The sequence below is a fragment of the Maridesulfovibrio zosterae DSM 11974 genome, assembly GCF_000425265.1.
GTDB lineage: Bacteria > Desulfobacterota > Desulfovibrionia > Desulfovibrionales > Desulfovibrionaceae > Maridesulfovibrio > Maridesulfovibrio zosterae.
Genome location: NZ_KE384342.1, coordinates 961168 through 986038, shown reverse-complemented (window position 1 = coordinate 986038; position 24871 = coordinate 961168). Strand labels below are relative to the sequence as shown.

At 42.4% G+C, this 24871-nt stretch carries 19 protein-coding genes and 3 tRNA genes; 17 read left to right on the top strand and 5 right to left on the bottom strand.

Annotated elements, in window-relative coordinates; translation table 11 throughout:
• Positions 1-240 precede the first annotated feature (240 nt).
• Positions 241-1920, bottom strand: a complete 1680-nt coding sequence (locus tag H589_RS0116145; RefSeq protein WP_027722984.1) for a glycosyltransferase — start codon at positions 1918-1920, stop codon at positions 241-243.
• Positions 1921-2002: 82 nt separating this feature from the next.
• On the opposite strand from H589_RS0116145, the gene H589_RS0116140 reads away from it, so the two are divergent.
• Positions 2003-2743, top strand: coding sequence for a glycosyltransferase family 2 protein (locus H589_RS0116140; protein WP_027722983.1), 741 nt, complete (start codon positions 2003-2005; stop codon positions 2741-2743).
• Between the two features lie 682 nt (positions 2744-3425).
• Here H589_RS0116140 and H589_RS0116135 read toward each other — a convergent pair.
• Positions 3426-3502, bottom strand: a tRNA-Arg gene (locus H589_RS0116135).
• A 61-nt stretch (positions 3503-3563) separates the two neighbouring features.
• Between H589_RS0116135 and H589_RS0116130 the strand changes: the two genes are divergently transcribed.
• The 11 genes from H589_RS0116130 to H589_RS0116075 all read left to right on the top strand — a co-directional run bounded on the left by H589_RS0116130 (position 3564) and on the right by H589_RS0116075 (position 15256).
• On the top strand, positions 3564-4778 hold the full coding sequence (locus H589_RS0116130) for a bifunctional folylpolyglutamate synthase/dihydrofolate synthase (protein ID WP_027722982.1): 1215 nt from the start codon (positions 3564-3566) through the stop codon (positions 4776-4778).
• Positions 4779-4901: 123 nt separating this feature from the next.
• The gene (selA, locus tag H589_RS0116125; RefSeq protein ID WP_027722981.1) at positions 4902-6299 is read left to right on the top strand and encodes an L-seryl-tRNA(Sec) selenium transferase; all 1398 of its coding nucleotides are present in this window, start codon (positions 4902-4904) and stop codon (positions 6297-6299) included.
• A gap of 45 nt (positions 6300-6344) precedes the next feature.
• Positions 6345-7727 (top strand): aminopeptidase, encoded by a 1383-nt coding sequence (locus tag H589_RS0116120; RefSeq protein WP_027722980.1) that lies wholly within the window; start codon positions 6345-6347, stop codon positions 7725-7727.
• A 241-nt stretch (positions 7728-7968) separates the two neighbouring features.
• On the top strand, positions 7969-9876 hold the full coding sequence (gene selB / locus H589_RS0116115; protein WP_027722979.1) for a selenocysteine-specific translation elongation factor: 1908 nt from the start codon (positions 7969-7971) through the stop codon (positions 9874-9876).
• Positions 9877-9980: 104 nt separating this feature from the next.
• Positions 9981-10412, top strand: a complete 432-nt coding sequence (locus H589_RS0116110) for a Fur family transcriptional regulator (protein WP_035076225.1) — start codon at positions 9981-9983, stop codon at positions 10410-10412.
• A gap of 165 nt (positions 10413-10577) precedes the next feature.
• Positions 10578-12029, top strand: a complete 1452-nt coding sequence (locus tag H589_RS0116105) for a catalase (protein WP_027722977.1) — start codon at positions 10578-10580, stop codon at positions 12027-12029.
• Positions 12030-12307: 278 nt separating this feature from the next.
• Positions 12308-12619: an ArsR/SmtB family transcription factor gene (locus H589_RS0116100; RefSeq protein ID WP_211225347.1), complete on the top strand. Its 312-nt coding sequence runs from the start codon at positions 12308-12310 to the stop codon at positions 12617-12619.
• Between the two features lie 45 nt (positions 12620-12664).
• The gene (locus H589_RS0116095) at positions 12665-13759 is read left to right on the top strand and encodes a permease (protein WP_027722975.1); all 1095 of its coding nucleotides are present in this window, start codon (positions 12665-12667) and stop codon (positions 13757-13759) included.
• A 22-nt stretch (positions 13760-13781) separates the two neighbouring features.
• Positions 13782-14012 carry a thioredoxin family protein gene (locus tag H589_RS0116090; protein ID WP_027722974.1) on the top strand — a complete coding sequence of 77 codons (231 nt, stop codon included), beginning with the start codon at positions 13782-13784 and terminating at the stop codon, positions 14010-14012.
• Between the two features lie 152 nt (positions 14013-14164).
• Complete coding sequence (locus tag H589_RS0116080; RefSeq protein WP_027722973.1) at positions 14165-14545, top strand: thioredoxin family protein; 381 nt, start codon at positions 14165-14167, stop codon at positions 14543-14545.
• Between the two features lie 3 nt (positions 14546-14548).
• Positions 14549-15256: a cytochrome c biogenesis CcdA family protein gene (locus H589_RS0116075; RefSeq protein ID WP_027722972.1), complete on the top strand. Its 708-nt coding sequence runs from the start codon at positions 14549-14551 to the stop codon at positions 15254-15256.
• Positions 15257-15393: 137 nt separating this feature from the next.
• Here H589_RS0116075 and H589_RS0116070 read toward each other — a convergent pair.
• Positions 15394-15469, bottom strand: a tRNA-His gene (locus tag H589_RS0116070).
• 42 nt (positions 15470-15511) lie between these two features.
• A tRNA-His gene (locus H589_RS0116065) sits at positions 15512-15587 on the bottom strand.
• A 313-nt stretch (positions 15588-15900) separates the two neighbouring features.
• Between H589_RS0116065 and murA the strand changes: the two genes are divergently transcribed.
• The 5 genes from murA (at position 15901) to metG (ending at position 23824) form a co-directional block, all read left to right on the top strand.
• The gene (gene murA / locus H589_RS0116060; protein ID WP_027722971.1) at positions 15901-17154 is read left to right on the top strand and encodes a UDP-N-acetylglucosamine 1-carboxyvinyltransferase; all 1254 of its coding nucleotides are present in this window, start codon (positions 15901-15903) and stop codon (positions 17152-17154) included.
• 18 nt (positions 17155-17172) lie between these two features.
• Complete coding sequence (locus H589_RS0116055) at positions 17173-19611, top strand: DNA internalization-related competence protein ComEC/Rec2 (RefSeq protein ID WP_027722970.1); 2439 nt, start codon at positions 17173-17175, stop codon at positions 19609-19611.
• 89 nt (positions 19612-19700) lie between these two features.
• Positions 19701-20102, top strand: coding sequence for a response regulator (locus tag H589_RS0116050; protein WP_027722969.1), 402 nt, complete (start codon positions 19701-19703; stop codon positions 20100-20102).
• A gap of 246 nt (positions 20103-20348) precedes the next feature.
• Positions 20349-21671, top strand: a complete 1323-nt coding sequence (locus H589_RS0116045) for a PSP1 domain-containing protein (protein WP_027722968.1) — start codon at positions 20349-20351, stop codon at positions 21669-21671.
• 209 nt (positions 21672-21880) lie between these two features.
• Positions 21881-23824: a methionine--tRNA ligase gene (gene metG / locus H589_RS0116040; RefSeq protein ID WP_027722967.1), complete on the top strand. Its 1944-nt coding sequence runs from the start codon at positions 21881-21883 to the stop codon at positions 23822-23824.
• Positions 23825-23928: 104 nt separating this feature from the next.
• Here metG and H589_RS0116035 read toward each other — a convergent pair whose 3' ends face one another.
• Complete coding sequence (locus H589_RS0116035) at positions 23929-24867, bottom strand: hypothetical protein (protein WP_027722966.1); 939 nt, start codon at positions 24865-24867, stop codon at positions 23929-23931.
• Positions 24868-24871: the final 4 nt, after the last annotated feature.

Sequence of the window (24871 nt, the reverse complement as noted above, 5' to 3'; positions counted from 1 at the left end):
TGTTTATAATATGCGTATTTTAAAACTGGTCCAAGCTTAATTTTATTATTTAGCCCAGTCCAGCTTAAGAGCGCCCGTGCTTTTTAAAACTCATAGGGCGCATTGCTCTATTATTAATTTTATTATTCCAAATAGCTGGATATTTCAGGTTGTTGCAAGATCAAAAGGTGGAACATGGATGCTAGCCCGGCAAAGGCTTATGTGAAATGCATGGGATTTTTGATTTCGGCCCGTGGCTTTTTACTGTTTTTTTAAAATATCCAGCACAATTTTTCTCTTATGCATGGCATCAGAGAGGGTTGTTTCATAGTCGTTAGTGCGTATTTTTTGCAGGTCATTGAGTTGGTATTTCATGTCCAATCTCAACTGGTTTCCAAGTTGCAATGCAGCTGATTTTTTATCGACAGTTCCGGATGTTCCAGAGCATTTTAGGTGTCTTACACGTAGATGTCCCTGGTATACAGGCGTCATTCTTTGCAGGCAGAGTCTTAAATCCCGGTCTACGTCATCGAATTGGGACGGGGAGAATCTAATGTCAAATCCTCCGATTTTTTCAAGATCAGACATTCGCATAATATGGCAGCATCCGGTAACTGATACACAAGGGCGAACGTAGTCGAATTGTCCGTAGTCTTGTGTCTGGTGATGAATGTCCGTAGGGCGTAGTTGGGGATAGTGGTAACCTAATTCGTTCTTTGCTTTTGAGCCTGCTTTTAAATGCAGGTCCACACTTTGTAATTTGTGTGATGAGTTTGCATCTACCACTTTGCATCCCCATACTCCGGCATCTGGGTATCTGTTGATAGCCGCTCCAAGTTTCTGCAACCAGTCTGTTGGAGGCAGTGCATCATCATCAAGAAAAGCTGCAAATTCAGCTTTGGATATTTGGGGGTGGTATAGCAGCCAGTTACGTGCAGCCGGGGCTCCTATGTTGACATGCAGGTCAAAGCGTTTCATAGGAAGATCGCCTCTTCTCCTGGATATGCTTTCCCATTTATTAATTACTGCAGCAGTGTTATCAGTGCTTCCGTTATCAAGAACAGCGATGAAAGTATTTTCATATCTGGCCGCAAAAACGGCTTCAAGCGTTGCATTCAGTTCTTTTGCCTTGTTGTAACTGTAGATTAGTATGGCGACTTTTCCCGGAGGATTACAGCTTTCCTGATCACTTTTTTCAAGTAGTTCTGACGTTCGCAGCAGGCTGTTTATGTACCAAGGACGGTCTGAAATATCTTTGGCATATTCATTGATAGCATCATCTCTTAAACCAGTACGCAGCAGACATTCTGCAAGCCGCACCCGAGCTTCCGGGAAAGTTCCATAGTTAAGTGTTTTGATATATTTAGTTGCAGCCTGATCATATCTTTTCTGTGCAAATGCCATATTGGCTTCTAAAAAATGTTGAAGAGGTTTCATATCCTCTATGTCCATTTTTTCAAGTTGCCTTCTGGCCAAAGTCCGGAAAGGTTTTTCGAAACATAATTCCTGCATTTCAAGGGCTAATTTTAAAGTCGCTATGCCTTCAGGATTATTTTCAAGCAGACTGGTAAGTATGTCTGCTGCTTCGTCATGGAGTCCCCGATGAATCAGGCGGCGTATACGCTGCTCCTGCGGGGCTAAATTAACCGGTTTTGATTCTTTGGCTATGCGGGATAGCATTTTTCCTGTTGGAGATTGAAGGGCGTCTGCTCCCAGTATGGAACTTGCTAATTGTGCGCTTTGGATATTTAAGGGGTCATGGTTCCATGCTGCCAGCATGGTCTCACAAGCAAGCCTGTAGTACAGGGCACGCTGATCGGTTTCCGTCTGGCTGAATTTAATACACTGGTAGCCGATCTCGGTTAGATGTGTGCGCCCAATGCCCCCGGCAAGTAAGTTTACCGTTAGCTCTTGAGGAAGACTTGTCCAGAGTGTTTCCATATATATTGCCCTTGATATATTTAGCAGTTGCTTTTAATAAATAACTATACTCGTTAACCCGTATGTTTTCAAGGAGTTTACTATGTCGGAGAGGCGTTTGGCTGTTGTTATTCTTCACTATGGTGACCCTGATTTGACTGCGAGAGTGAAAGAACAACTCAAAAGAACAGATCCCAAATGGGCCGAAAATATCTTCGTTCTGGATAATCATGCTCCATGTCCTTTTCCTGATTCATGGCTTAGACTTGAAAAAAATATTTATTGGGCCGGTGCCTTAGATTATTGTCTGAACAAATTCAGTGACATGGGGTACAGTCATCTTTGGTTTCTTAATAACGATATATTGTTCGGCTCAAAGTCTCCGCATATACAGCGTGCCTGGAAGCGTCTTGAGCTTCTTGATTCGCGTTTCGGACCAGTAGGAGTTTATTCTCCCTCTACATACAAAAATCAATATCATCCGCAAATGATTGAAAAGCCTGAAATGCAGTATTCCATTGTTCCGTATATTGACGGTATCGCCCCCTTGTTTCGGATTGAAAGCCTCAAAAGTATCGGAGGCTTGGACTACGAAGGCAACCCATACGGTTATGGAGTTGATGTGTGGAATACCCTTGCATTGCACCGGGCCGGATGTCCTGTTGTAGTAGATCATCAGGTTGTGATGAGGCATATCTACCATAGTACTGCTAAAAATGAGATAGGGTTTCTTGACACTGCATCCCATTTTGAGTCCGAATATATGACAAAGCGTCTTGGTAATGACTATAAAATTCTCCTTAAAGATGAGCTTACTCTTTGTAGAGACTTTGATAAATTTTAGATGTGCCAACTTATGTTGGGCGGGTTAGGTTGACCGAATGTATTTATATAATACATAGTCTCGCTTCAAGATACTCTCGTTTCAAAATATGAGAGGGGATTTAAGACTTTAAAATAACTACTCATCAGACTGGAATATATGGGCTATGTCCACGGGGAAGTGGGCTGAGATATAAACGATGTACAGGAAAGTAAGTGAATGGAATAGTGCGATGTTTAGCAAGGATCTGTATTTTCAAAATGAACTGAGAGCTTATCGAGAATTGAAGTCGCACTTTAATATAAATATTTTTGATCATGATTTTGAATAATCTAGAACATGCCAGAATAATTATAAAAAATTAAAAAATATCTCCACCCGAGTACCAGATTTAAACAAGCAGGATAACTTCCAAATTTAATGATATACTGGATTTAAAGAAAATTATTCCGATTGATAATAGTAATCCAATTTTTAATCTTAGTTACGCATATCCCACAAACAATCGATGAAAATCGCATAGATCATGGCAACGTTTATCTCTTGAATCCATTTAAGTAGTTGTGTACTTTGCAGCCCGCAGAAGAAAATATGTTTTTTTATGCTCCCTGAATATGTGAATGATTTTTACCCTATGTGTGGGATGATCAAAGCACGCAAAAAAAGGCTTACAACGTTTAAGTCGTAAGCCTTTGAATATGCTTGGTGCGGCAGGAAAGATTCGAACTCTCGGCCAACGGCTTAGAAGGCCGTTGCTCTATCCAACTGAGCTACTGCCGCTCAAGAGATGCTTCTTTTATACAAACCGTAGATTGCGGTCAAGTAAAAAAAAGGAAAAAAGTTGAAATTTAGTAATTATTTTAAATTTAGCCGTTATTTGGATGAGCTTGGGCTGTTTCATATGGATTTAAGCCTTGGCAGAATGGAAGAGTTTGTACGCAACTGGGGCGGAAAAAACAGCTTTCCGGTGATCCATGTTGTCGGGACGAATGGTAAGGGGTCAACTTCATCATATATATCATCAATTGCGCAGCAGTCAGGACTCAAGGTCGGAACCTATACATCACCGCATTTCATTACTCCCCGTGAACGCGTAACAATAAACTCGGCTATGCTTTCAGAAGATGAGTGGTGCGAGGCGGCTAATCAGGTGATGGAGATTGTTCCTGATGCCGGGCTTACTTACTTTGAGCTGCTGACCTGTATGGCATTGGTGATATTTAAGAATAAAGGAGTCGACCTTGCCGTAATGGAGGCCGGACTTGGAGGTCGCTTTGACGCTACCAATACAGTTGATCCTGACCTCACTGTTTTTGCCCCTATAGGTCTTGACCATGAAAAGCTCCTCGGATCAACCATTGAGCTTATAGCAGCGGATAAAGCCGATGCCATGCGGCAAAATGGCCTTGCTGTCACTTCCGCTCAGGTTCCTGAAGCTCTGAAGGTTCTTAAATCACGGGCAGCTGAGCTTAATTGCAAATTAAATTTTACAGATAAGTTGCAATGTGTTGCTGATTTAAAACCGGCTCTTTCCGGTGAGCATCAAAAGCAGAATGCACATCTGGCCTGTTGCGCATGGCGTCTTTTTTGCGAAAAAGGTGGACTTGAATTTAATGAGCAGTCAGTGCGTGTGGGAGTTGAACAGGCTTTTATTGCCGGACGTTTGCAGACAATAAAATCTGACCGTACATTTATACTGGACGGTGCTCATAATACACACGCATTCATGGCTCTTGAAAAAGAACTTTCCAGCTCAGCAACTAAACCTGATGCAATAATCTTCGGTTGTATGAAAGATAAAAATCTTCAGCCTGTGAAGGAAACTCTTTTCCGTTTGACTGACGGCCCTGTGATCGCTTGCGGCATACCCGGTAACGAACGGGCGTTTCTGTATAAAGAGCTTGCCGAGGCCCTTGGAAACAGTTCAAAAGCGGCTGCAAATATTGATGAAGCATTGTCTCTTTTAGGTTCTGATGAAAAAACAGTACTAGTCTGCGGTTCCTTGTATTTACTCGCAGCTTTTTATACAAGATATCCAGAATTTTTAAAAAAATAGTTTTGTGAGAAATTGTTCGTAATAGATAGATTGTTTTTTTATACGGTTTAAAAGCAAAATTATTGTTTAATATTAAATCTGGACCCTTTAAAGGTTTACCGGAAGGGCCGCCGGAGGCATTCTTTGTCCAATCTTTTTAAATATCTGCCCTCTGTTGATTCCGTCCTGAACAAATTGGAGGAAGAGGGTGTAATTGATGGTCTGCCACGTGCGTTGTCACGTGATCTGGTTAATGGTTTTCTTGATGTCTGCCGTGAGGAAATCAAAGGCGGCATTATTACGGAGGAAAAGCAGCTTTCCAGTGAAAATATTTTTCCCCGTCTGGCCTGTCATGTGCGCGCCGGTGCTAAACCTCATTTTCGCAGGGTGCTTAATGCTACCGGAGTTGTTGTGCATACCAATCTTGGGCGTTCTCTGCTGGCAGAATCGGCAGTTAAAGCCGTGACGGAGGCTTGTGCCTGTTATTCCAATCTTGAATTTGATCTTAAGACCGGAGAGCGGGGCAGCCGTTACAGTCATGTTGAGAAGCTGATCTGCGAAATTACCGGTGCTGAAGCTGCTCTGGTGGTTAACAATAATGCTTCTGCTGTCTTAATTACCCTTGAAACCCTTGCAAAAGGTCGTGAAGCTGTTGTTTCGCGCGGACAGCTGGTTGAGATCGGCGGGTCTTTCAGAATACCTGATGTCATGACCAAGAGCGGGGCAGTTTTACGTGAGGTCGGGGCTACCAACCGCACTCATCTGCATGATTATGAGAATGCCATAAATGAAGAGACTGCACTGCTCATGAAAGTGCATACTTCAAATTTCAGAGTGATCGGGTTTACCAAGGAAGTCTCAGGCGGTGAACTGGCAGAACTCGGCCGAAAATATGAACTTCCCGTATATGAAGATCTTGGCAGCGGTAATCTGACCAATTTTTCAGGTTTAGGGCTTATGCGTGAACCGACTGTACAGGAAGTTGTTGCCGAGGGCGTAGATGTGGTTTCATTTTCAGGAGATAAAGTTCTGGGTGGACCGCAGGCGGGAATCATTGTCGGCAGTAAAAAGTATATAGACATGATTAAGAAAAATCCGCTTAACCGGGCTGTGCGGATCGATAAAATGACACTGGCAGCTCTTGAAGCTACTTTGCGTCTATACCTTGATCCTGAAACTGCGATGCGTGAGGTTCCAACTGTACGCATGATTACCGAGAAACCGGAAAATCTTAAAGCTCAGGCTCAGTCTCTGGCCCGTGTTATGCGGCGTGTACTGGGTGAGAAGGTTATCATCGGAGTACGTGAAGGCGTGTCCCGTGTGGGTGGTGGCGCTTTTCCAGAGCAGGATTTGAAAACTTTTCTGGTTACCGTTGTTCCGCAGAATAATATCTCTGTTGAGTTACTTAAAGAGCGTCTGCTCTCAACAGAACCGCCTCTGGTGGCAAGAATTGAATTAGATGCATTCTGTCTTGACCCGCGTACCCTTTCGCGGGAAGAATATAAGCTTGCAGCAGAAACTGTTTCTCAGGCACTTGGTTAAATCTGTTGTGCCGAAATAATTAGATTTTATATTAAGGAATAAATAATGAATAAATCACTTGAGCATGAAACTAAAAGTTGTTGGGAGCTTTATCAGGCTGATGAGCACCAGCAGGCAATGGATGATCTTGCTGCCCGTTATATTGATTTTCTTACCCGCTGCAAAACAGAGCGTGAGACAATTAAGTATGTAGAAGAAAAACTTGAAGAAGCTGGATTTGATGATTTTATCGGGTCTGATAAATGCTTCCGCAGTTTCCGCGACAAAACAATTTTTATTGCCCGTAAAGGTAAGAATCCTCTTTCGCAGGGATTCAGATTAATCGGCGCACACGCTGATACTCCCCGTCTGGATCTTAAACAGCATCCTCTGTACGAAGATCTCGGCATGAGCATGGCTAAAACTCATTATTATGGCGGTATCAGAAAATATCAGTGGCTGGCACGGCCTTTGTCTTTGCATGGTGTAGTGATCAAAGAAAGCGGGGAGAAAGTCGATGTTGTCATCGGTGAGGATCTTAATGATCCGGTTTTGACGATTCTCGATCTTTTGCCGCACCTTGCCTATAAGCAGGTTGAAAAGAAAGTCTCTGATGCATTTGAAGCTGAAAAGCTTAATATTCTTATGGGGCATTCCATTTCGTTCTCCAAAGATGAGGAGAAAGAAGGTGAAACAAAAACATCCGTAAAACGCAAAGTTCTTGAAATTTTAAATGAAAAGTACGGTATTATCGAGGAAGATCTGTTCAGTGCTGAAATGCATATTGTACCTGCCGGACCGGCCCGTTACGTGGGACTCGATAAATCTGTAGTTGGTGGATACGGGCAGGATGATCGTTCTTGCGTATTTCTGGCTCTTGAAGCTTTTCTCAATGCTCCGCAGCCGGAACATGCACAGGTTGTGCTTTTTTATGACAAGGAAGAGATCGGTTCTGAAGGTTCAACTGGTGCTAAATCTCTTTTCTTTGAATATTGCCTCGAAGATTTAATCGAAGCATGGGAACCAAATGCCAAGCTTTCACGGGTAATGATGGCCGGTAAAGCTCTTTCTACAGACGTACATGCCGCTATCGATCCGGATTATCAGGATGTTCATGAAAAATTTAATTCAGCTTACCTCGGTTACGGTCCCTGTTTTTGTAAATTTACCGGGCATCGTGGAAAAGTAGGAGCCAATGACGCTCATCCTGAGTTCGTGGCATGGCTGCGTAAAATACTCAGTGAAGCACAGGTTCCATGGCAGATGGCTGAGCTCGGCAAAGTGGACCTCGGCGGAGGCGGAACTGTTGCTAAGTTTCTTGCTCTCTACGGAATGGATGTTATCGATTTTGGCCCTCCTGTACTGTCCATGCACAGTCCGTTTGAGTTGACCAGTAAGGCTGACCTTTACGCAACCGAACTGGCTTTCAGGACTTTTTTGAAGAACTAGGATTAAGAATGGTTTGATTTTCCCTCCGGGGGCTTAAACCCTTTTTGAAAAAAGTGTTTAAGAATTCCCAAAACTTTTATTAGTTTAGGCTGGATCTAAAATTTAATAAATCTGAGTTGCTTTTATGTAACTCAGAGCGGCAGCATATTAAAAAGTTTTGAAGGGGAGAGTCCAGAGAGGGGAAACTTTTCAAAAGTTTCCCCTCTCTGGCCGCCGGAGGCTTATAAAAATTGGAGGCTAGATGCCTGTAGTAATGGGGACGGCTGGTCATATTGACCATGGTAAGACCAGTTTGATCAAAGCGTTGACCGGTACAGATTGTGACCGTCTGGCTGAGGAAAAGAAGCGTGGTATTACCATTGAGCTTGGTTTTGCCAGTCTCGACCTTGGCGGTTCTGATTCGCTGAGTATTATCGATGTGCCGGGCCATGAGAAGTTTGTGAAAAATATGGTTGCCGGAGCAGCAGGGATTGATTTTGTATTGCTGGTTATAGCTGCTGATGAGGGTGTAATGCCTCAGACCCGTGAGCATCTTGAGATTTGTACGCTGCTTGGTATTGAGCAGGGTTTCGTAGTTCTGACTAAAGTTGATATGGTTGATGAGGAATGGCTTGCACTCGTTAAAGAGGATGTGAAGGAATTTCTGGCGCCCAGTTTTCTGGCAGATGCTCCTGTTCACGCTGTGTCTTCCCATACAGGACAGGGGCTTGATGGGCTTAAGACTGAGATCGCAACTTTCATGAAGGATTTCGCTCCTAAAAGACGTACCGATCTGGCCCGACTGCCTGTAGACAGGGTTTTTACTATGAAAGGGCACGGAACCGTAGTTACCGGAACATTGATTTCCGGTAAGCTTTCTGTGGGTGATGATGTCGTGCTTTATCCTGAAATGACGGAAACCAAAGTCCGCAGCCTACAGTCGCATGGCAGCAGCGTGGAAACTGCTCCGGCAGGTCGTAGGACTGCTGTAAATCTTCATGGTCTGGACGTGGATGATGTTGAGCGTGGAGAAGTTCTTGGCCGTCCCGGTACGCTTTTTCCATCAACTGTGTGGGATGTAGAGATTACATGCCTGCCGTCTTCACCCAAGTCGCTTAAACATCGTAAAGAGATTCATTTTCATCATGGTTCGAAAGAGGTTATGGCGAAGGTATATTTTCTTGATCGTGAAAAACTTGAAAAAGGTGAGAGTGCCGTTTGTCAGGTGCGCTTTGATAAGCCTATGACCGGAGTTTACGGGGACCGTATTGTTCTCAGGTCCTTTTCGCCTCTCAGAACCATTGCCGGCGGCAGTATTATTAATCCGCTGGGGCGTAAAGTTAAACGTTTCTCGGATGACGTGAAAAGACTGGAGTCATTGATTGACGCAGATCCTGAAGATTTGATTCTGACTCAGCTCGAACTTGCGGGAAATGCCGGACTTACTTTTCAGGAACTTTCTATTTTGACCAATGTAGCATCCAAGCCGCTGGAGAAAATGTTGCAGAGTCTGGGCGGTCAGCAGAAAGTTTTTCTGTTTGATAAGGAAACAAGAAGCTTTGTTTTTGGCGGTCATTATGACCTGCTTGCGCAGGGGCTTATAGAGCACTTAAAAGAATTTCATAAAAACGAGCCTATGAAATCTGGTGTATCGCGAGGTGAAATTGGTTCGACATTCGGTAAAAAACTGCCATCTAAGTTGTTTCATGCCATAGTCGAGAAACTGCTGAAGAAAAATGACATTGTTGCAGTTCAGGAAATTCTGCATCTGCCCGGTCATAAGGTCTCACTGGCCTCTGACCAGCAGAAATTAAGAGATACGTTACTTGAAGTGTATGAAAAAGGTGGATTGACACCTCCAAATATTAAAGATGTACTTGAACCTTTGGAACTGACTTTTAAAGAGGCTGCTTCAGTATACAGACTGTTGCAGGATGCAGGTCTGCTGGTTAGAATTAAAGAGGATATGTATTTTTCAAAATCTGCTGTTGATGGCCTGCAAAAGACTCTTGAGGGCTATTTCACAGACCACGATGAACTGGGACCGCAGGATTTTAAGGAACTTGTAGGTCTATCTAGAAAGTTCTCTATTCCGTTGCTGGAATTTATGGATAAAGAGAAGTTTACTATGCGTGTGGGCGATAAGCGCAGGCTTAGAAAACAGATCTAGTACTGTTAAATACAAGACGTCGGATTCCATATGAATCCGGCGTCTTTAAATTTATATAATTGTCTAATTGTGGATAATGATTATTTATAAGATATAGGTGTATTATGGATACGAAGAAGCGTTTAAATCATATACTGGAAGTTTTGAGTGGGCAGGGTAATCGTCTTACTCCGCAAAGGATTGCCATAATCTCTGCTATTGTTGAGGATGATTCACATCCCAGCGTAGAAAAGGTATATGCTGAAATTAAACGCGATTTTCCTACAACCAGCCTTGCAACTGTATACAAGACTATCAAATTGCTTAAGGATTCAGGTGAAATTCTGGAACTTGAATTCGGAGATGAAGGAAGCCGTTTTGATGGTCGTAAACCTTATCCACACCCACATCTCGTCTGCACCCAATGCGGCGCTGTAATAGATTCTGATATGGAAAATTTTGATGAATTTATTAATAAGATGACTGCAGAATCAGGGTTTAAAATTCAGGGACATAGATTCGATATTTACGGTTTATGCCCAGCCTGTCGAAATTAAGCTTACTTTTTTGATCTTATTGGGATAATAAAGCTAATAGAGCTTGCGTTGGTAATGGATAATCATTATCTGTAAATAATGTTTATTCATAATTGTCTTTGATTATGTTGAATTTATCCATGACCCATCGAAAAATTCTTAAGATCATTTAAAAAGGAGTTTAAAATGGCTAAAAAAAAATTAACAACCAATTTCGGCGCGCCGGTTCCTGATAATCAGAATGCTATGACTGCCGGACCCAGAGGACCGATGCTTTTACAGGATGTATGGTTTCTTGAGAAACTTGCTAATTTTGACCGTGAGGTCATACCTGAGCGGCGGATGCATGCCAAAGGGTCCGGTGCATACGGAACATTCACAGTAACTCACGATATTACCAAATATACAAAAGCAGCTCTTTTCTCGGAGATAGGTAAGAAAACAGAAATGTTTGTGCGTTTCTCCACTGTAGCAGGGGAGCGTGGAGCAGCTGATGCTGAGCGTGATATTCGTGGTTTTGCTATGAAGTTCTATACTGAGCAGGGAAACTGGGATCTCGTCGGTAATAATACTCCGGTCTTTTTTTTGCGTGATCCTCTGAAATTCCCTGACCTTAACCATGCTGTAAAGCGTGACCCAAGAACAAATCTGCGCAGTGCAAAAAATAACTGGGATTTCTGGACTTCACTGCCTGAAGCATTGCATCAGGTGACTATTACTATGAGTGACCGTGGTATTCCAAAGAGCTATCGCCACATGCATGGATTCGGAAGCCATACTTTCAGTTTTATCAATGCTGAAAATGAACGTTTCTGGGTGAAGTTTCATTTCCACACGCAGCAGGGAATTGAGAATCTTACTGATGAAGAAGCAATGAAGACAGTTGGTATGTGCCGCGAAAGTCATCAGCGCGATCTTTATGATTCAATCGAAAATAAGGATTTCCCACGCTGGAAGATGTCTGTCCAGATTATGCCTGAAAAGGATGCTGCAACTTATAAGCACAACCCGTTTGATCTGACTAAGGTGTGGTATCGTGGAGATTATCCACTTATTGAAGTCGGTGAGTTTGAACTCAATCGTAATCCTGAAAACTATTTTGCTGAAGTGGAACAGTCTGCTTTCAATCCCGCAAGCATCGTTCCCGGTATAAGTTTTTCACCGGATAAAATGCTTCAGGGCCGCTTGTTCTCTTACGGAGATGCTCAGCGTTACCGTCTTGGGGTTAACCATCACCTTATTCCAGTTAATGCAGCCCGCTGCCCTGTGCACGGCTATAGTCGTGACGGAGCTATGCGTGTTGATGGTAATTACGGCAGTACTCTTGCTTATGAACCAAATAGTTATGGTGAATGGGAAGAACAACCTGATTTCTCTGAACCGCCTCTTGATATCGAAGGGGCAGCAGATCATTGGGATCATCGCGAAGATGATGATTATTACACCCAGCCGGGGTTGTTGTTCAATCTGATGAATGCTCAGCAGAAGCAGGTGCTTTTTGATAATACTGCCCGTGCTATGGGGGATGCTCCCATGGAAATCAAGAAGAGGCATGTCGGAAATTGTTTCAAAGCCGATCCTGCTTATGGTAAGGGTGTTGCCGATGCTCTTGGTATTGATATCAATGAATTAAAATAACTTTTAAAATATAACTTTGAAAACCGGATTCATTTTGAATCCGGTTTTTTTATGTCGTTTATTTGTGTTCATTCATTCTTAAAATCAAGAGGGTGTATGAAATTGATTTAAACGAGGCGGATTATTTCATTTTCTCATGTTTGGTTTGTCTGCATAAATTATCCCATTATAATTTGATATAGGTATCTCGAATGAACAGAATGGTGTATATTTATGTTGATTAGGATTTGACAACATAAAACGTTTGGCGTAATAGCCAAATGAAAGGAAGAGATATAATGAAATCAATAAATGTGATGAAGCCTCTGTGTCATTATGAGGCTAGAGCCAAGATAATGAAAGCCATGGCTCACCCGTCAAGGTTGATGATGGTTGATTCTTTGTCTCATGGCGAAAAATGTGTGTGCGAACTGACTGAACTTGTCGGTCATGATATCTCAACAGTCTCCAAACATCTGCGGATATTAAAGGATGCTGGCATAGTTGAAGATGAAAGGCGGGGAAAACAAGCGTACTATAGACTTAAGGTTCCATGTATTTTGAATTTTTTTCATTGCATAGAATCAGTTGTTGCAGCGAACAATAAATAAAAAAATTTTCCTGAACAATTGGCGAAATCGCCAAATGGAGTAGCTATGATAGATGACGGAACAAATACCACAAAATGTTCATGCAAAAAAGAGCCGGAAGACTATGGCAAAGGAGTACAATCAGGGATTGCTAAAATGATCCTGATTGGTGCCGTCTGTGTAGGAATCTGGTATGCAATATACAGCCAGCTTCTAAGTTTTTCAGAATGGTTTAGTTACTCAATCTTAGGGTTGTCAGCTGATAGCCATCTTGGCTCTGCCGTACAGTTTTTTGTGTACGACACTCCGAAGGTTCTCATGCTCCTGTTGATTGTCGTTTTTTTCGTAGGCATTCTTAGATCGTTTGTGACGGTTGATTGGACACGCCGCGTCCTTGCCGGAAAGAAGGAATCAGTTGGTAATGTCCTTGCAGCACTGCTAGGTGTTGTTACTCCGTTTTGTTCCTGTTCGGCGGTACCGCTGTTTATAGGATTCATGACAGCTGGGGTTCCCCTCGGCGTGACCTTTTCTTTTCTCATTTCTGCACCAATGGTAAACGAAATAGCCCTTGTTCTTTTATATGGCTTGCTCGGGTGGAAGATTGCAGCTTTGTATTTCGTAACAGGTATCAGCGTGGCCGTCGTCGCAGGATGGGTTATGGGACAAATGAAGCTTGAGAAATATGTAGAAGACTGGGTCATGGAAATTCGCGCAGGGGAAAGCGGATTAAGCGATCAGAAGATGACATGGCAGCAGCGCTTTGAATATGCCCTTGATTCCGTGAAGGACATTGTGGGGCGGGTCTGGAAATACGTTGTCATCGGTATTGCCGTTGGTGCTGGCATTCATGGTTACGTGCCCGAAGGGTATCTGGCCAGTATTATGGGCAACTCTTCCTGGTGGTCTGTACCTTTTTCGGTAGTGATAGGCATTCCCATGTATACGAACGCAGCCGGGGTTATTCCAATTGTCGAAGCACTGCTTGGCAAAGGAGCTGCACTTGGTACAGTTCTGGCCTTTATGATGAGTGTTATAGCATTATCTTTTCCTGAAATGGTTATTCTGCGAAAGGTACTTAAACCTCGCTTAATTTCAATATTCATCGGAGTTGTCGGATGCGGCATTTTGTTTGTCGGCTATCTGTTCAACGCAATCATCTAAACTGATTCTCAAGGAGAAAACAATGAAAATTCAAGTAATGGGCCCTGGATGCTCCAAATGTGAACAAGTGGAAAAAATTGTAAAAGAAGCTGTTGCTGAATCTGGCGTAGACGCCGAAGTTATCAAGGTTTCTGATTTTAAGGAAATAGCTTCATTCGGAGTATTCTCAACTCCGGCAGTGGCCGTTGATGGCGAAGTTAAAGTAATGGGAAAAGTGCCTAGTAAGAAAGACGTAATAAGCTGGATTAAATAATCTTTAATTCAGAGGTTCTTTCACATGTATAAAGGGGCTCCTGCAGTTATTCCTGAAAATATTAAACTTGTTGTGTCTGAAGTGAACAATATTATCGGAGCAGAATAGTGGTTAAGCATAATTTTGTTGTATTGCTGCTTTGCGTTGTGACAATGTCGGTTAGCTTGAGTTTTGTATTCGGAACGGTCGATTCTTTTGCCAGTTCAACATCTGCCGCAGATTTAATTTCCGGAGCTCCTCAGGAAGTTCCTGTAAAAGGAACAGTCACTATGATTGATCTGGGAGCCCATAAATGCATTCCATGCAAAATGATGGCTCCTGTTATCAAGGAACTTTCTGTTGAGTATGAAGGCAGGGCGGCTATCGTATTTATTGATGTGTGGGAGAACTCCAATGTCCCGCAGCAATTTGGAATCAGAGCGATTCCCACCCAGATCTTCTATGATGCACAGGGAAAAGAACAGTACAGGCATGAAGGCTTTATGGACAAACAATCTGTTGTTAAAGTTCTGCAGCGTCTGGGCGTGCGGTAGTTCATGGATCAGGTTTTCATCATCATTAACCAATGGATGACTGGAGGAGTGCTGGTCGGCGCTTTGGGATGCTTTTTATGGGGTATGGTCAGCGTGTTGTTCAGTCCCTGTCACCTGGCATCCATTCCTCTTATTGTAGGATATGTTGCCGGCCAGGAGAAAGTCATCGAAGGTAGACTGGCGACGATGTATGCGGTCCTTTTTACTACAGGGCTGTTTATTACTATCGCTGTGATTGGCCTGATCTGCTCATTGCTCGGACGCATGCTTGGTGATGTAGGTCCTTATTGGACCATTGTGGTGGGACTGATACTTATTTGGGTCGCTTTGGATATGCTCGGCATAGCACGGTGTTCCATGTCCGGCGGGCTGATGGGCAAATTGAAAGTAAAAGGCAAGTCCGGAGCATTTATCCTCGGGCTTGCCTATGGAGTGCTTTCCGGTTCATGTACTTTTGGTTTTATAGCTCCCATTCTGGCTATCATCACTATACAGAAGAATATTATTACCGGTGTCATTTTCATTGTACTTTTCGGTATCGGGCACTGCATACCTATCGTTGTGGCTGGTGGATCAGCAGCCATGGTCAAGAAGCTTCTTGCTAATTCTAATTGGCAACGAGGCGGATTTCTGTTCCGGAAAGTAGCGGGCGTAATTATTGGATTTCTTGGATTATATTTCTTTCTTTATCCATTTGTAAGCTCAGCCTAGCAAAATCATAATCATCTTTTTATGAAGTAATGGTTTAGGCCTCAAAGAAAAGGGATAAGCTGATTATTTCAACCTGATGTTTTTAAAAAGCAAAAAAAAAGGACCGGATGAAAATCCGGTCCTTTGATCTTTTTTTATGGGGTGAGTGAAGGGACTTGAACCCTCGGCCACTTGGGCCACAACCAAGTGCTCTACCAACTGAGCTACACCCACCGCAAAAAAGTGATCAGAGTTTACTGATCTATTGTGGAAATATGGGGTGAGTGAAGGGACTTGAACCCTCGGCCACTTGGGCCACAACCAAGTGCTCTACCAACTGAGCTACACCCACCGCGTGTGAGAAGTGTGTTTAAACAAGCACGGCTATATGGTCAAGAAGTTTTTGAAAAAAAATGAAAAATAGAGCATAAAGGATCCATTCAAGTATGAAAAACGAAATTTATATGAAATTCTTGCTTTGCGCTTAGACGAAAAATAATTTATTTGCCGTGTTCACTATTCAGCCAGAATATGCAACGAACATTTTACATAAAATATTATTAAAACAGTCAGGCGATTTTAAAGGAGTTTATTTTCCACCAGCCGATGAGGCTAAATTACCTGTCTGAGTGTATAGCATCTATTCATTAAAATAAGGAATAAAAATGGATAAATTAGTTATTGAGGGTGGAGTTCCTCTTCATGGTCCCATCAGAGTCAGCGGTTCTAAAAATGCGGCTCTGCCGATTCTTCTTGCATGTATTCTGCCTCAGGGACAGGTCAATCTTACAAATGTACCACGCTTAAGAGATATTCATACCACTCTTAAACTTCTTGATATTCTCGGTTGTGAAACTTCATTTGACGGAAACAACGTTACCAGCACTGTTTGTGATCTCAAAGTTGAGGCCCCTTATGATCTGGTAAAAACAATGCGTGCTTCAGTGCTCTGCCTGGGGCCTCTGCTGGCTCTTAAAGGTGAAGCTAAGGTAGCTCTCCCCGGTGGTTGTGCTATCGGCGCAAGGCCCGTTGATCTGCATCTAACTGCATTTGAGCAGATGGGGGCAACTTTTGATCTTGATTCAGGTTACATTCATGGACGCTGCGATAAATTAAAAGGGGCACATATCCATTTTGATTTTCCAACTGTGGGTGGAACAGAGAATGTGCTTATGGCTGCTTCGATTGCTGAGGGTGATTCTATTATCGAAAACGCTGCTCGCGAACCTGAAGTTGTGGACCTTGCAAATTTTCTAAATGCCTGCGGTGCTAAAATAACCGGACATGGAACCAGTCTTATTAAGGTTGAGGGCGTTTCCTCACTGCACGGTTGTGATTACAAAATTATGCCGGACCGCATTGAGGCCGGAACATATATGGTTGCCGCTGCAATGACAGACGGTGATCTTCTTATTGAAGATTGTCCTTTTCTGGAACTGGACTCCGTAGTTTACAAGCTGGAACAGATGGGCGTCTTTATGCAAGAGGAAGAAGGCGGAGTAAGGGTGCGCCGTAAAAACGGTAATCTGATCGGTGTTGATATCACTACTCAGCCATTTCCGGGTTTTCCAACTGACATGCAGGCTCAGCTTATGACCCTTATGTGTCTGGCTGACGGTGCTGGAACCATTGAAGAGAAAATTTTTGAAAATCGTTTCATGCATGTGCAGGAACTTATGCGCATGGGAGCAGATATCAAACTTAAAGGCCGTACTGCGATGGTTCGCGGAGTTGAAAGACTTACCGGAGCACCTGTGATGGCTTCTGATCTGCGTGCAAGTGCATCACTTGTTGTCGCAGGACTTGCCGCATCCGGACGTACTGATGTGCAGCGTATCTATCATCTCGACAGAGGGTATGAAAAACTGGAAGATAAACTTTCAGCCGTAGGTGCTCGAATCTGGCGGGAAAAAGAGTAATCGGCAAATTAGCTGATTATGAATTCTCCTGATGATTATTCAGTAATTACAGACAGGCCCGTTTTGGCGGGCCTGTTTTTATGGCAAAAGCTGATTCCGGCTTTTGTTTTAGGTCTACTTTCCATAAAGTGGATGCTTCCCGCATTTATTGCTTTTTTACTCTATATTTTTATCCTTATAATTTTTCGGCTGGAGAAGGGCACTATTGTTTTGCTGGTTTTTCTGTTCGGTATAGGAAACTGGTACGCCGGATATTCCATGCCTGAGCGATCCGTAGCCATGCCTGAATGGATGTCTGAACGTAAGAAGGTTGATTTTTCTGGTGAAATAGAAAGTGTGCGGGGTGTTCCGGGAAACAGATACAAAATTTTATTAAAAAATGTGGTCTGCAATTCAACCTCCGGACTGATGCAGCTGAACGGGTATTTAAACTGGACCTGGGATAAGCCTGACCGTACCCCCTTTGTCGGTCAGAAAGTTTTTCTTTACGGGCGGATTAAACCTGTCCATGGTTTCAAAAATGATGGCTTATGGGATTACGATTTCTACAACCTTACTAAAAATATTTTTTATAGAACGTATAGCAGAGGTCCACTCAAGGGAGTCGGCCTTAGGCATTATCAGCCTGATTCTTTACAGAAAATCCGCACTTCACTTCTCACGCATATATTGCAGAATGCTCCTCCTACACAGGGCGGGGCAATGTTTCCTGCTCTTCTTACCGGAGATAGATTTTATCTTTCCAACGATACTGTTGAGTTTATTCGCCGGGCTGGAGTCTCACACGTACTGGCATTGTCTGGATTGCATGTCGGCTTTATTGTTTCCATCGGCTTTGGGCTGGCGTGGCTGATTGGTCTTTTTGCCCCTTCAATCTACTTGAAAATTCCACGGCTGAAACTCGGAGTATTGTTTTCCATTCCCCCTGTACTTTTTTATCTCTGGCTTGGACAATTCACGCCTTCGCTGCTGAGGGCGACTTGTATGTTTGGATTCTGGGGGATTTTATTACTTATGGATAGAGGCAGAGTGCTACTGGACGGTTTGTTTCTAGCTGTGGGAATAATTCTTGTCTTTGCCCCGTTAAGTATCTTCGACCTTGGTTTTCAGCTTTCTGTTTTAGCTGTAGCAGGTATTGCTTTATTTTATCCATTGTTCAGGGGTTTGCTCCCTCATGGCAGAAATTTTGTAATCAAGCTTTTCAAATTCCTGCTGGGCATTTTATACGTAAGTCTTTGTGCGAACATTTTTCTGCTTCCTGTTTTAGTCTGGAACTTCGGTGTTCTCACTCCAAATCTTCTTTTTAATGTCATTTTTATTCCTTTGCTTGGTATTTTTATTATGCCTGTATGTGGTATGGGGGGGCTGGTCACATCATATGTCAGTCCTTATTTTTCAAAAATTTTATTCGGAGCAGGGGCCTCATGTTTTGAGGGATTGATTTCTATTGTGCGTTTAACATTAGAAGCTGGATGTTTACTAGAATATGCTTTTTACCGGCCCTTATGGGAAGATTTATTAGTTTACTATTTAATTGTCGGTCTGATTTTTTTCATTATCAATCGAAAAATTAAAGTTGCTGTTTTTTTTATTTTACCCATACTGGTGTTAATCTGTGTCAGGGTTTACGGTCAGGCTGAAACTAATGGAGTTCGGCTGGATCTTCTTGATACCGGGCAGTCTCAATGCATAGTTGTTACCGGCCCGCAGGGATCACGCACTGTTGTTGATGGCGGCGGCGGATTTGGAAATAGCTTTGATATGGGGCGTTCTATTGTTGGACCATGGCTGTGCAGTGGGCATCTGCCGCGTGTGGATAATATTTTTATGACCCACGGTGATCGCGATCATGCTGGTGGGCTGGCTTTTTTGCTCGAAAAATTTTCTGTGGGTAATTTTTATTCCAATGGAGATATTCCGTCTGGAAAAATAGGTGAAAGGTTTAAGAACGCATTTTTAGAAAACGATATAAAGCCGCAAGAGTTGTCTTGTGGTGATATAGTTGAGTTGGAGGATGGGTTGGTCATGGAAGTGCTGCATCCCTCAAAGAATTTTAAAGGCAGCAAGAATGATCGCTCACTTTATTTGCGCTTGTTATGGAATGGAAAACCATTGGCAACTATCGCAGGTGATTTGGGTAAACGGGGGTTAGATTCACTCCTTGCAAGCGGGATGGATCTTTCATCTGATGTACTTATTCTTCCTCATCACGGAAGTGCCGGATCTTTTTCCACTGATTTATACAGTGAAGTTAATCCTCGAATTGCACTTGCCGCTTGTGGATTTTTAAATCGTTTCAATTTTGTCTCAAAAAAAGTACAGTCTGAATTGGCTCATAGAAAAATCAAGCTTTATACGACTTCGAATAATGGTCACATTTTTAATATTTGGTTTGACAATAATAGCTTTCGTATGAATAAAAATGATAGGAAATATTTTATTTTTAGTCTGAACTGAATAACTTGATTTTAGTATACAAAAGTGAGACTCTGCTCCTGAGTAGGTTGTATATTTAGTTGTGTAAATACATACGGAGGTCTGACTGCATGCGAGTGCTGATTGTAGATGATGATTTTTACTGCCGCAATATGTTGCATGAGATCATGAAACCATATGCACAGTGTGACATTGCCGTTAACGGGGAAGAAGCTGTTTTTGCCTTTAAAAGGGGGCTTGAGGACGGCAAAGCTTACGATCTTGTTTGTCTGGATCTCGTGATGCCGGAGATGGATGGTCAACAGGCACTGCGTGAGATGCGCTCTATAGAGAAAGATTTCAGCGTAGAAGGCGATAGTGGCGTGAAGGTTATCGTTACAACTATGCTTGATGACCGCAAGGAAACTCATGATGCCTTTTTTCTCGGTGGTGCAACTTCTTATCTGGTTAAGCCGATTGAAGAAAATAAGCTTCTTAAGGAGCTTAATAATTTAGGTTTTAATCTGGAATAAAGATTTTCAGTGATTTTTATAAATTTTATTTTTTTAGTATTTGAAAAATGTTTGTGCTGATAAAAGCTTAGTAAATCCGCAGCAGTTGCTGCGGATTTTTTTTGCTAAATATTATATATTGTATTATTCAAAGTGATTAGAGCTTAAAAACACAATTGAAGTTCATCTGGAAGTGGTCTATTGTGTTGGCTTCATATCAAGTTTTTATCCGTCAGATAATGACGGTTTTATATAAGGTTTTTAATAATGTCTCAAATTTTAGGTGTTAAGTTTAATGATTTCGGGCAGATATATTATTTCTCGTCCGGTCCTTTTGTGGTGCGAGAAGGTCATTCTGTTCTTGTTAAGACTGAGCAGGGCATGGGGCTTGGCAGGGTTTCTGTTGTACAGCAGGATCTGCCGGAAGATGTGACCGAGGATTCTGTCAAAACTATCTATCGCCTTGCCGGTGAAGAAGACCTTACTGCCGATGCCGAAAATAGAGAGTTGGCCCGTGCAGCTCATAAATTCTGCAAGAACTGTATCGACCAGCAAAAGCTGGAGATGAAGCTTGTTGATGTTGAGGTCTTTTTTGATCGAAGCAAGATAATTTTTTATTTTACAGCTCCGGGAAGAATTGATTTTCGCGAATTGGTTAAGGATTTAGTTAAAGAATATCGTACACGCATTGAATTGCGTCAGATCGGTGTCCGCCATGAAACCCAGATGTTGGGAGCCATTGGTAACTGTGGACAGATTTGTTGCTGCCGAAGATTTATGCGTAAATTTATGCCGGTGACAATTCGGATGGCTAAGGAGCAGAATTTATTTTTGAATCCTACCAAAATTTCCGGTATTTGTGGTCGTCTTTTATGCTGTCTGTCTTTTGAGCAGGAAAATTATGAGCAGTTCCACAAAAAATGTCCTAAAATAGGTAAACGGTATAACACAATTCATGGAAGTGTTCGTGTCACCAGAACAAATTTTTTCAGTAATGCTCTGACTGTGGCTCCTGAAAAGGGTGATGAAATCGAAATTTCTCTTGATGACTGGCCAGATGTATTACGTCAGCCTTCTACAGAAAGTGGGGGAACTAATCGTTCTCGTGCGGATTTACCAAATGAGTCTAGTACAGATTTCAAAAGGGCAAAACAGAGCCTTATTTCTGCTGATAAAGAAAGCAGTCCCAGGCCTAGGCATTTAAAGCCCGGTGTTGCCGGGACATCTAGCCCTGAAGATAATACTCCTTTAGATGGATCAGGTATATCCAGTTCCGGACAGATGGATAGCTCTACACCTGAGCGTGGCAATCAGAAACGTTCGGATTCGGTACGTTCCAGGTCAGACCGACCTAAATTAAATAAGTCCAGACCTGATCGTTCCGGGGCGGAACGTAAGAAACGTCCAATAAAGCCGAAAGGTAGTCCGCAACATACAGATATTCAGAGTGGACCTGCTACTGATGCAAATGCAGGGGCTATTGAGAAGAATGAATCCTCTGGTAATTTGGATAAAAAACCTTCTTCAAAGGGGCGTCGTCCTTCAAGACGTAGACGCCGGAAAAAGCCTTCAGGACCTAAGAGCAAGTAAAATTTGCTAATCTTCGAGTTGTCCGCTATAGGGCTCATTGCATGTAGCGCACACAATCTTGCGGCCGGATGAAAATATCACTATTCTCACCCGGCTGCCGGATTTTTAATGCCGTATAGATTCGGATTTTTATTTGTCAGCTGAAATTATTTACTGAGATTAAAATCTGAAAATTTCGATTGTTATCACCATAACAGGAGACACCGATTTTGGATTCGTTTTTTATTACAACTCCCATTTATTATGTTAATGCCAAACCTCATTTAGGGCATGCTTATACAACAATTCTTGCTGATTCCATGAATCGGTTTCATAAGCTGTTGGGAGATGAAACTTTCTTTCTCACCGGAACAGACGAGCACGGTGATAAAATCGTGCAGGCTGCCGAAAAGGGCGGACAGACACCACGTGAATACGTTGATGAAATCAGCTCAATGTTCAGCGAATTGTGGCCCGGTTTGCAGATTGAAAATGATGACTTTATCAGAACAACTGAAGAGCGGCATATTAAATGTGTTCAGGAAGTTTTGCAGAAAGTTTACGATAAAGGTGACATCTATTTTGGTGAATACGGTGGTCATTACTGCTTCGGATGTGAAAGATTCTATACTGAAAAAGAACTGGTGGATGGTAAATGCCCTCAGCATGAAACTGTTCCTAAATATATTGCCGAAAAGAACTATTTTTTCAAAATGTCCAAATATCAGGATTGGCTCATTGGTCATATTAATACCAATCCAGATTTTATCCGTCCTGAAAGATACCGTAATGAAGTACTGAGTCTGCTTAAGTCCGGTGCTCTTGAAGATCTTTGCATCTCCCGTCCTAAGACCCGCCTTGAGTGGGGCATTGAACTTCCTTTTGATGAAAATTTTGTGACTTATGTATGGTTTGATGCTCTTATCAACTATATTACAGCTCTTGATTATCCTGAAGGTGAGAAATATAAAAAGTTCTGGCCCAGTGCTAACCATCTCGTGGCAAAAGATATCCTCAAGCCTCATGCTGTCTTTTGGCCTACCATGCTGAAAGCTGCTGAAATTGAACCATACCAGCACCTTAACGTGCATGGTTATTGGCTTATTAAAGATACTAAGATGTCAAAATCTCTTGGAAACGTAGTATCACCGCTTGAAATGGCTGATAAGTACGGTGTAAACGCTTTCAGATACTTTTTGTTGCGTGAAATGGTTTTCGGTAATGATTCAAGTTTTTCTGAAGATGCTCTGGTCGGCCGTCTTAATGCTGATCTTGCCAATGATCTGGGCAATCTATTCAGTCGTACTTTGTCTATGACCCATAAGTATTTCAACGGTCTTGTTCCCGCCCCCGGTGAAGAAGGCGATGAAGATTGCGATATTAAAAATATTGGCCGTAAAGCTATGGCTGATTTTCAAAATAATTTCCTTGAAGCCAAGTTTTCACGTGGCCTTGAAGGGCTATGGGAGCTTGTACGCGGGCTTAATAAGTATATTGATACAACTCAGCCGTGGACTCTCTTTAAAGAAGAAAACATGTCCCGACTTGGTACAGTAATGTATGTGTTGCTTGAAAATATGCGTAAAATAGCTGTACATCTCTGGCCTGTCATGCCGGAAGCAAGTGAACAGATGCTGGCACAGCTGGGTATTAAATTTATTCCTGAAAAGGTTAACCTGCAGGGTGAAATTGATGTTTGGGGACTTCTTGAACACGGTACTGAAGTAGCCAGCAAGTCTAACCTGTTTCCCCGAGTTGAACTCGACAAAAAGGAAACTGCACCTAAGAAAAAGAAAGAATCTAAAGCGTCCAAAAAGAAATCAGCAGAAGCTCAGACTGAGATTCCCGGTGTAATTGAGTTTCCTGATTTTCAGAAAGTGGATATGCGTGTTGGAACAGTACTTTCTGTTGCAAAGCATCCTGACGCAGATAAACTTTTGCTGGTAAAAATTGATACTGGTGATGAAGAACCACGTCAGGTTGTTGCCGGGCTTGCTGAATTTTTCAAACCAGAAGAACTTGAAGGTCGTCAGGTTATCGTTGTTGTAAACCTTAAGCCTCGCAAGCTCCGTGGTGAAACTTCACAAGGCATGATTTTAGCCGTTCGCAATGGTGAAGAAATGCAGCTTATGACTGTTACTGCACCTGTTGGAAATGGTTGTAAAGTATCATAGACAGCTGATTTATAAGTAATTAAAAAAAGGCAGTCCAGATGGGCTGCCTTTTTTATGGTCATGTACAAGATATGATCAGTGTATTTTGATTTTATCGGCGATTATCAAGAAAATTTAAGGTTGAATTCTTTTTCAAGGATATTCTTGGCGCGTTCTTCGTTTATTTTATACAGCTCCATATTAAACAATGCTTTGTGCCCACTCCAGTGTTGGGTAATACTTTTTAGATCTTGATGAGCACATGTATGGCCGAGTCTATGGACATCTCGGAACCATGCCATAGCTGTATCAAAGACAATTCCCAAATTATTCTTAAATTCCACCCATGGCTCGTTTTCTTCACGTTCTCCCATGATACCATCGAAGACATGAGCTCCAAATGGTCTGGCCGGGCCGAAGGGAGACGTGATTGGTCTTGCTTTTTTTAGATCAACCAATGCACACCATTCATTTACCCTGCATGAAGGCAAAGGCCAGGGCTGCTTGCGCAGACTGGGACAAACCATGTAATTTGTAACGTCAGTGGGTATATATCCTTGCGGATCTTTAGCCATGATTAGGAATTCTTTGAGTGTCGGGCGGTACTCAAGATATTTTTCCGGTGAACATTTTTTGTGATGAAATGCAGGACACTGGCAGCATAAACCTATTTCTCCTGCAGCGATGTGGTCACCTAGTGCACTGAAAAGGATGCTTACAGCATCACCTGTAAAGTATACATCATTGTGAATGGTAAGTACGTGGTCTTTATCTGTTTTTTCCCAACCATACTGATAACGGATAGAATGACGGTAATCTGTATCAGTCAGCATTTTTTCATCAATGTGATTAATCCAGCGCCAGTCTGTAGGTTCATAAAGAATAATATTGGGAAGCAGTTGTAAGATAAATTGCTTCCCGTATTCTTTTGTCTCTTCGGGCCGATCCCGAACGAACCATATTTTATCAATCCATTTCCCACTGTGTTTATTAAGAGAAAGAAGTGAAAGGGCTGTTTGATATGGTTTACCATATGCATTGATAAGCACATCTATTTTATTCATGGCA

Bases quoted from the DNA above. Each gene is read 5' to 3' on its own strand.
- H589_RS0116100 (WP_211225347.1), top strand. From the start codon at position 12,308: ATGAAATCAATAAATGTGATGAAGCCTCTGTGTCATTATGAGGCTAGA.
- H589_RS0116105 (WP_027722977.1), top strand. From the start codon at position 10,578: ATGGCTAAAAAAAAATTAACAACCAATTTCGGCGCGCCGGTTCCTGAT.
- H589_RS0116110 (WP_035076225.1), top strand. From the start codon at position 9,981: ATGGATACGAAGAAGCGTTTAAATCATATACTGGAAGTTTTGAGTGGG.
- H589_RS0116095 (WP_027722975.1), top strand. From the start codon at position 12,665: ATGATAGATGACGGAACAAATACCACAAAATGTTCATGCAAAAAAGAG.
- H589_RS0116145 (WP_027722984.1), bottom strand. From the start codon at position 1,920: ATGGAAACACTCTGGACAAGTCTTCCTCAAGAGCTAACGGTAAACTTA.
- H589_RS0116075 (WP_027722972.1), top strand. From the start codon at position 14,549: ATGGATCAGGTTTTCATCATCATTAACCAATGGATGACTGGAGGAGTG.
- H589_RS0116050 (WP_027722969.1), top strand. From the start codon at position 19,701: ATGCGAGTGCTGATTGTAGATGATGATTTTTACTGCCGCAATATGTTG.
- H589_RS0116055 (WP_027722970.1), top strand. From the start codon at position 17,173: ATGAATTCTCCTGATGATTATTCAGTAATTACAGACAGGCCCGTTTTG.
- H589_RS0116090 (WP_027722974.1), top strand. From the start codon at position 13,782: ATGAAAATTCAAGTAATGGGCCCTGGATGCTCCAAATGTGAACAAGTG.
- selB (WP_027722979.1), top strand. From the start codon at position 7,969: ATGCCTGTAGTAATGGGGACGGCTGGTCATATTGACCATGGTAAGACC.
- H589_RS0116080 (WP_027722973.1), top strand. From the start codon at position 14,165: ATGTCGGTTAGCTTGAGTTTTGTATTCGGAACGGTCGATTCTTTTGCC.
- H589_RS0116035 (WP_027722966.1), bottom strand. From the start codon at position 24,867: ATGAATAAAATAGATGTGCTTATCAATGCATATGGTAAACCATATCAA.
- murA (WP_027722971.1), top strand. From the start codon at position 15,901: ATGGATAAATTAGTTATTGAGGGTGGAGTTCCTCTTCATGGTCCCATC.
- H589_RS0116120 (WP_027722980.1), top strand. From the start codon at position 6,345: ATGAATAAATCACTTGAGCATGAAACTAAAAGTTGTTGGGAGCTTTAT.
- H589_RS0116045 (WP_027722968.1), top strand. From the start codon at position 20,349: ATGTCTCAAATTTTAGGTGTTAAGTTTAATGATTTCGGGCAGATATAT.
- H589_RS0116140 (WP_027722983.1), top strand. From the start codon at position 2,003: ATGTCGGAGAGGCGTTTGGCTGTTGTTATTCTTCACTATGGTGACCCT.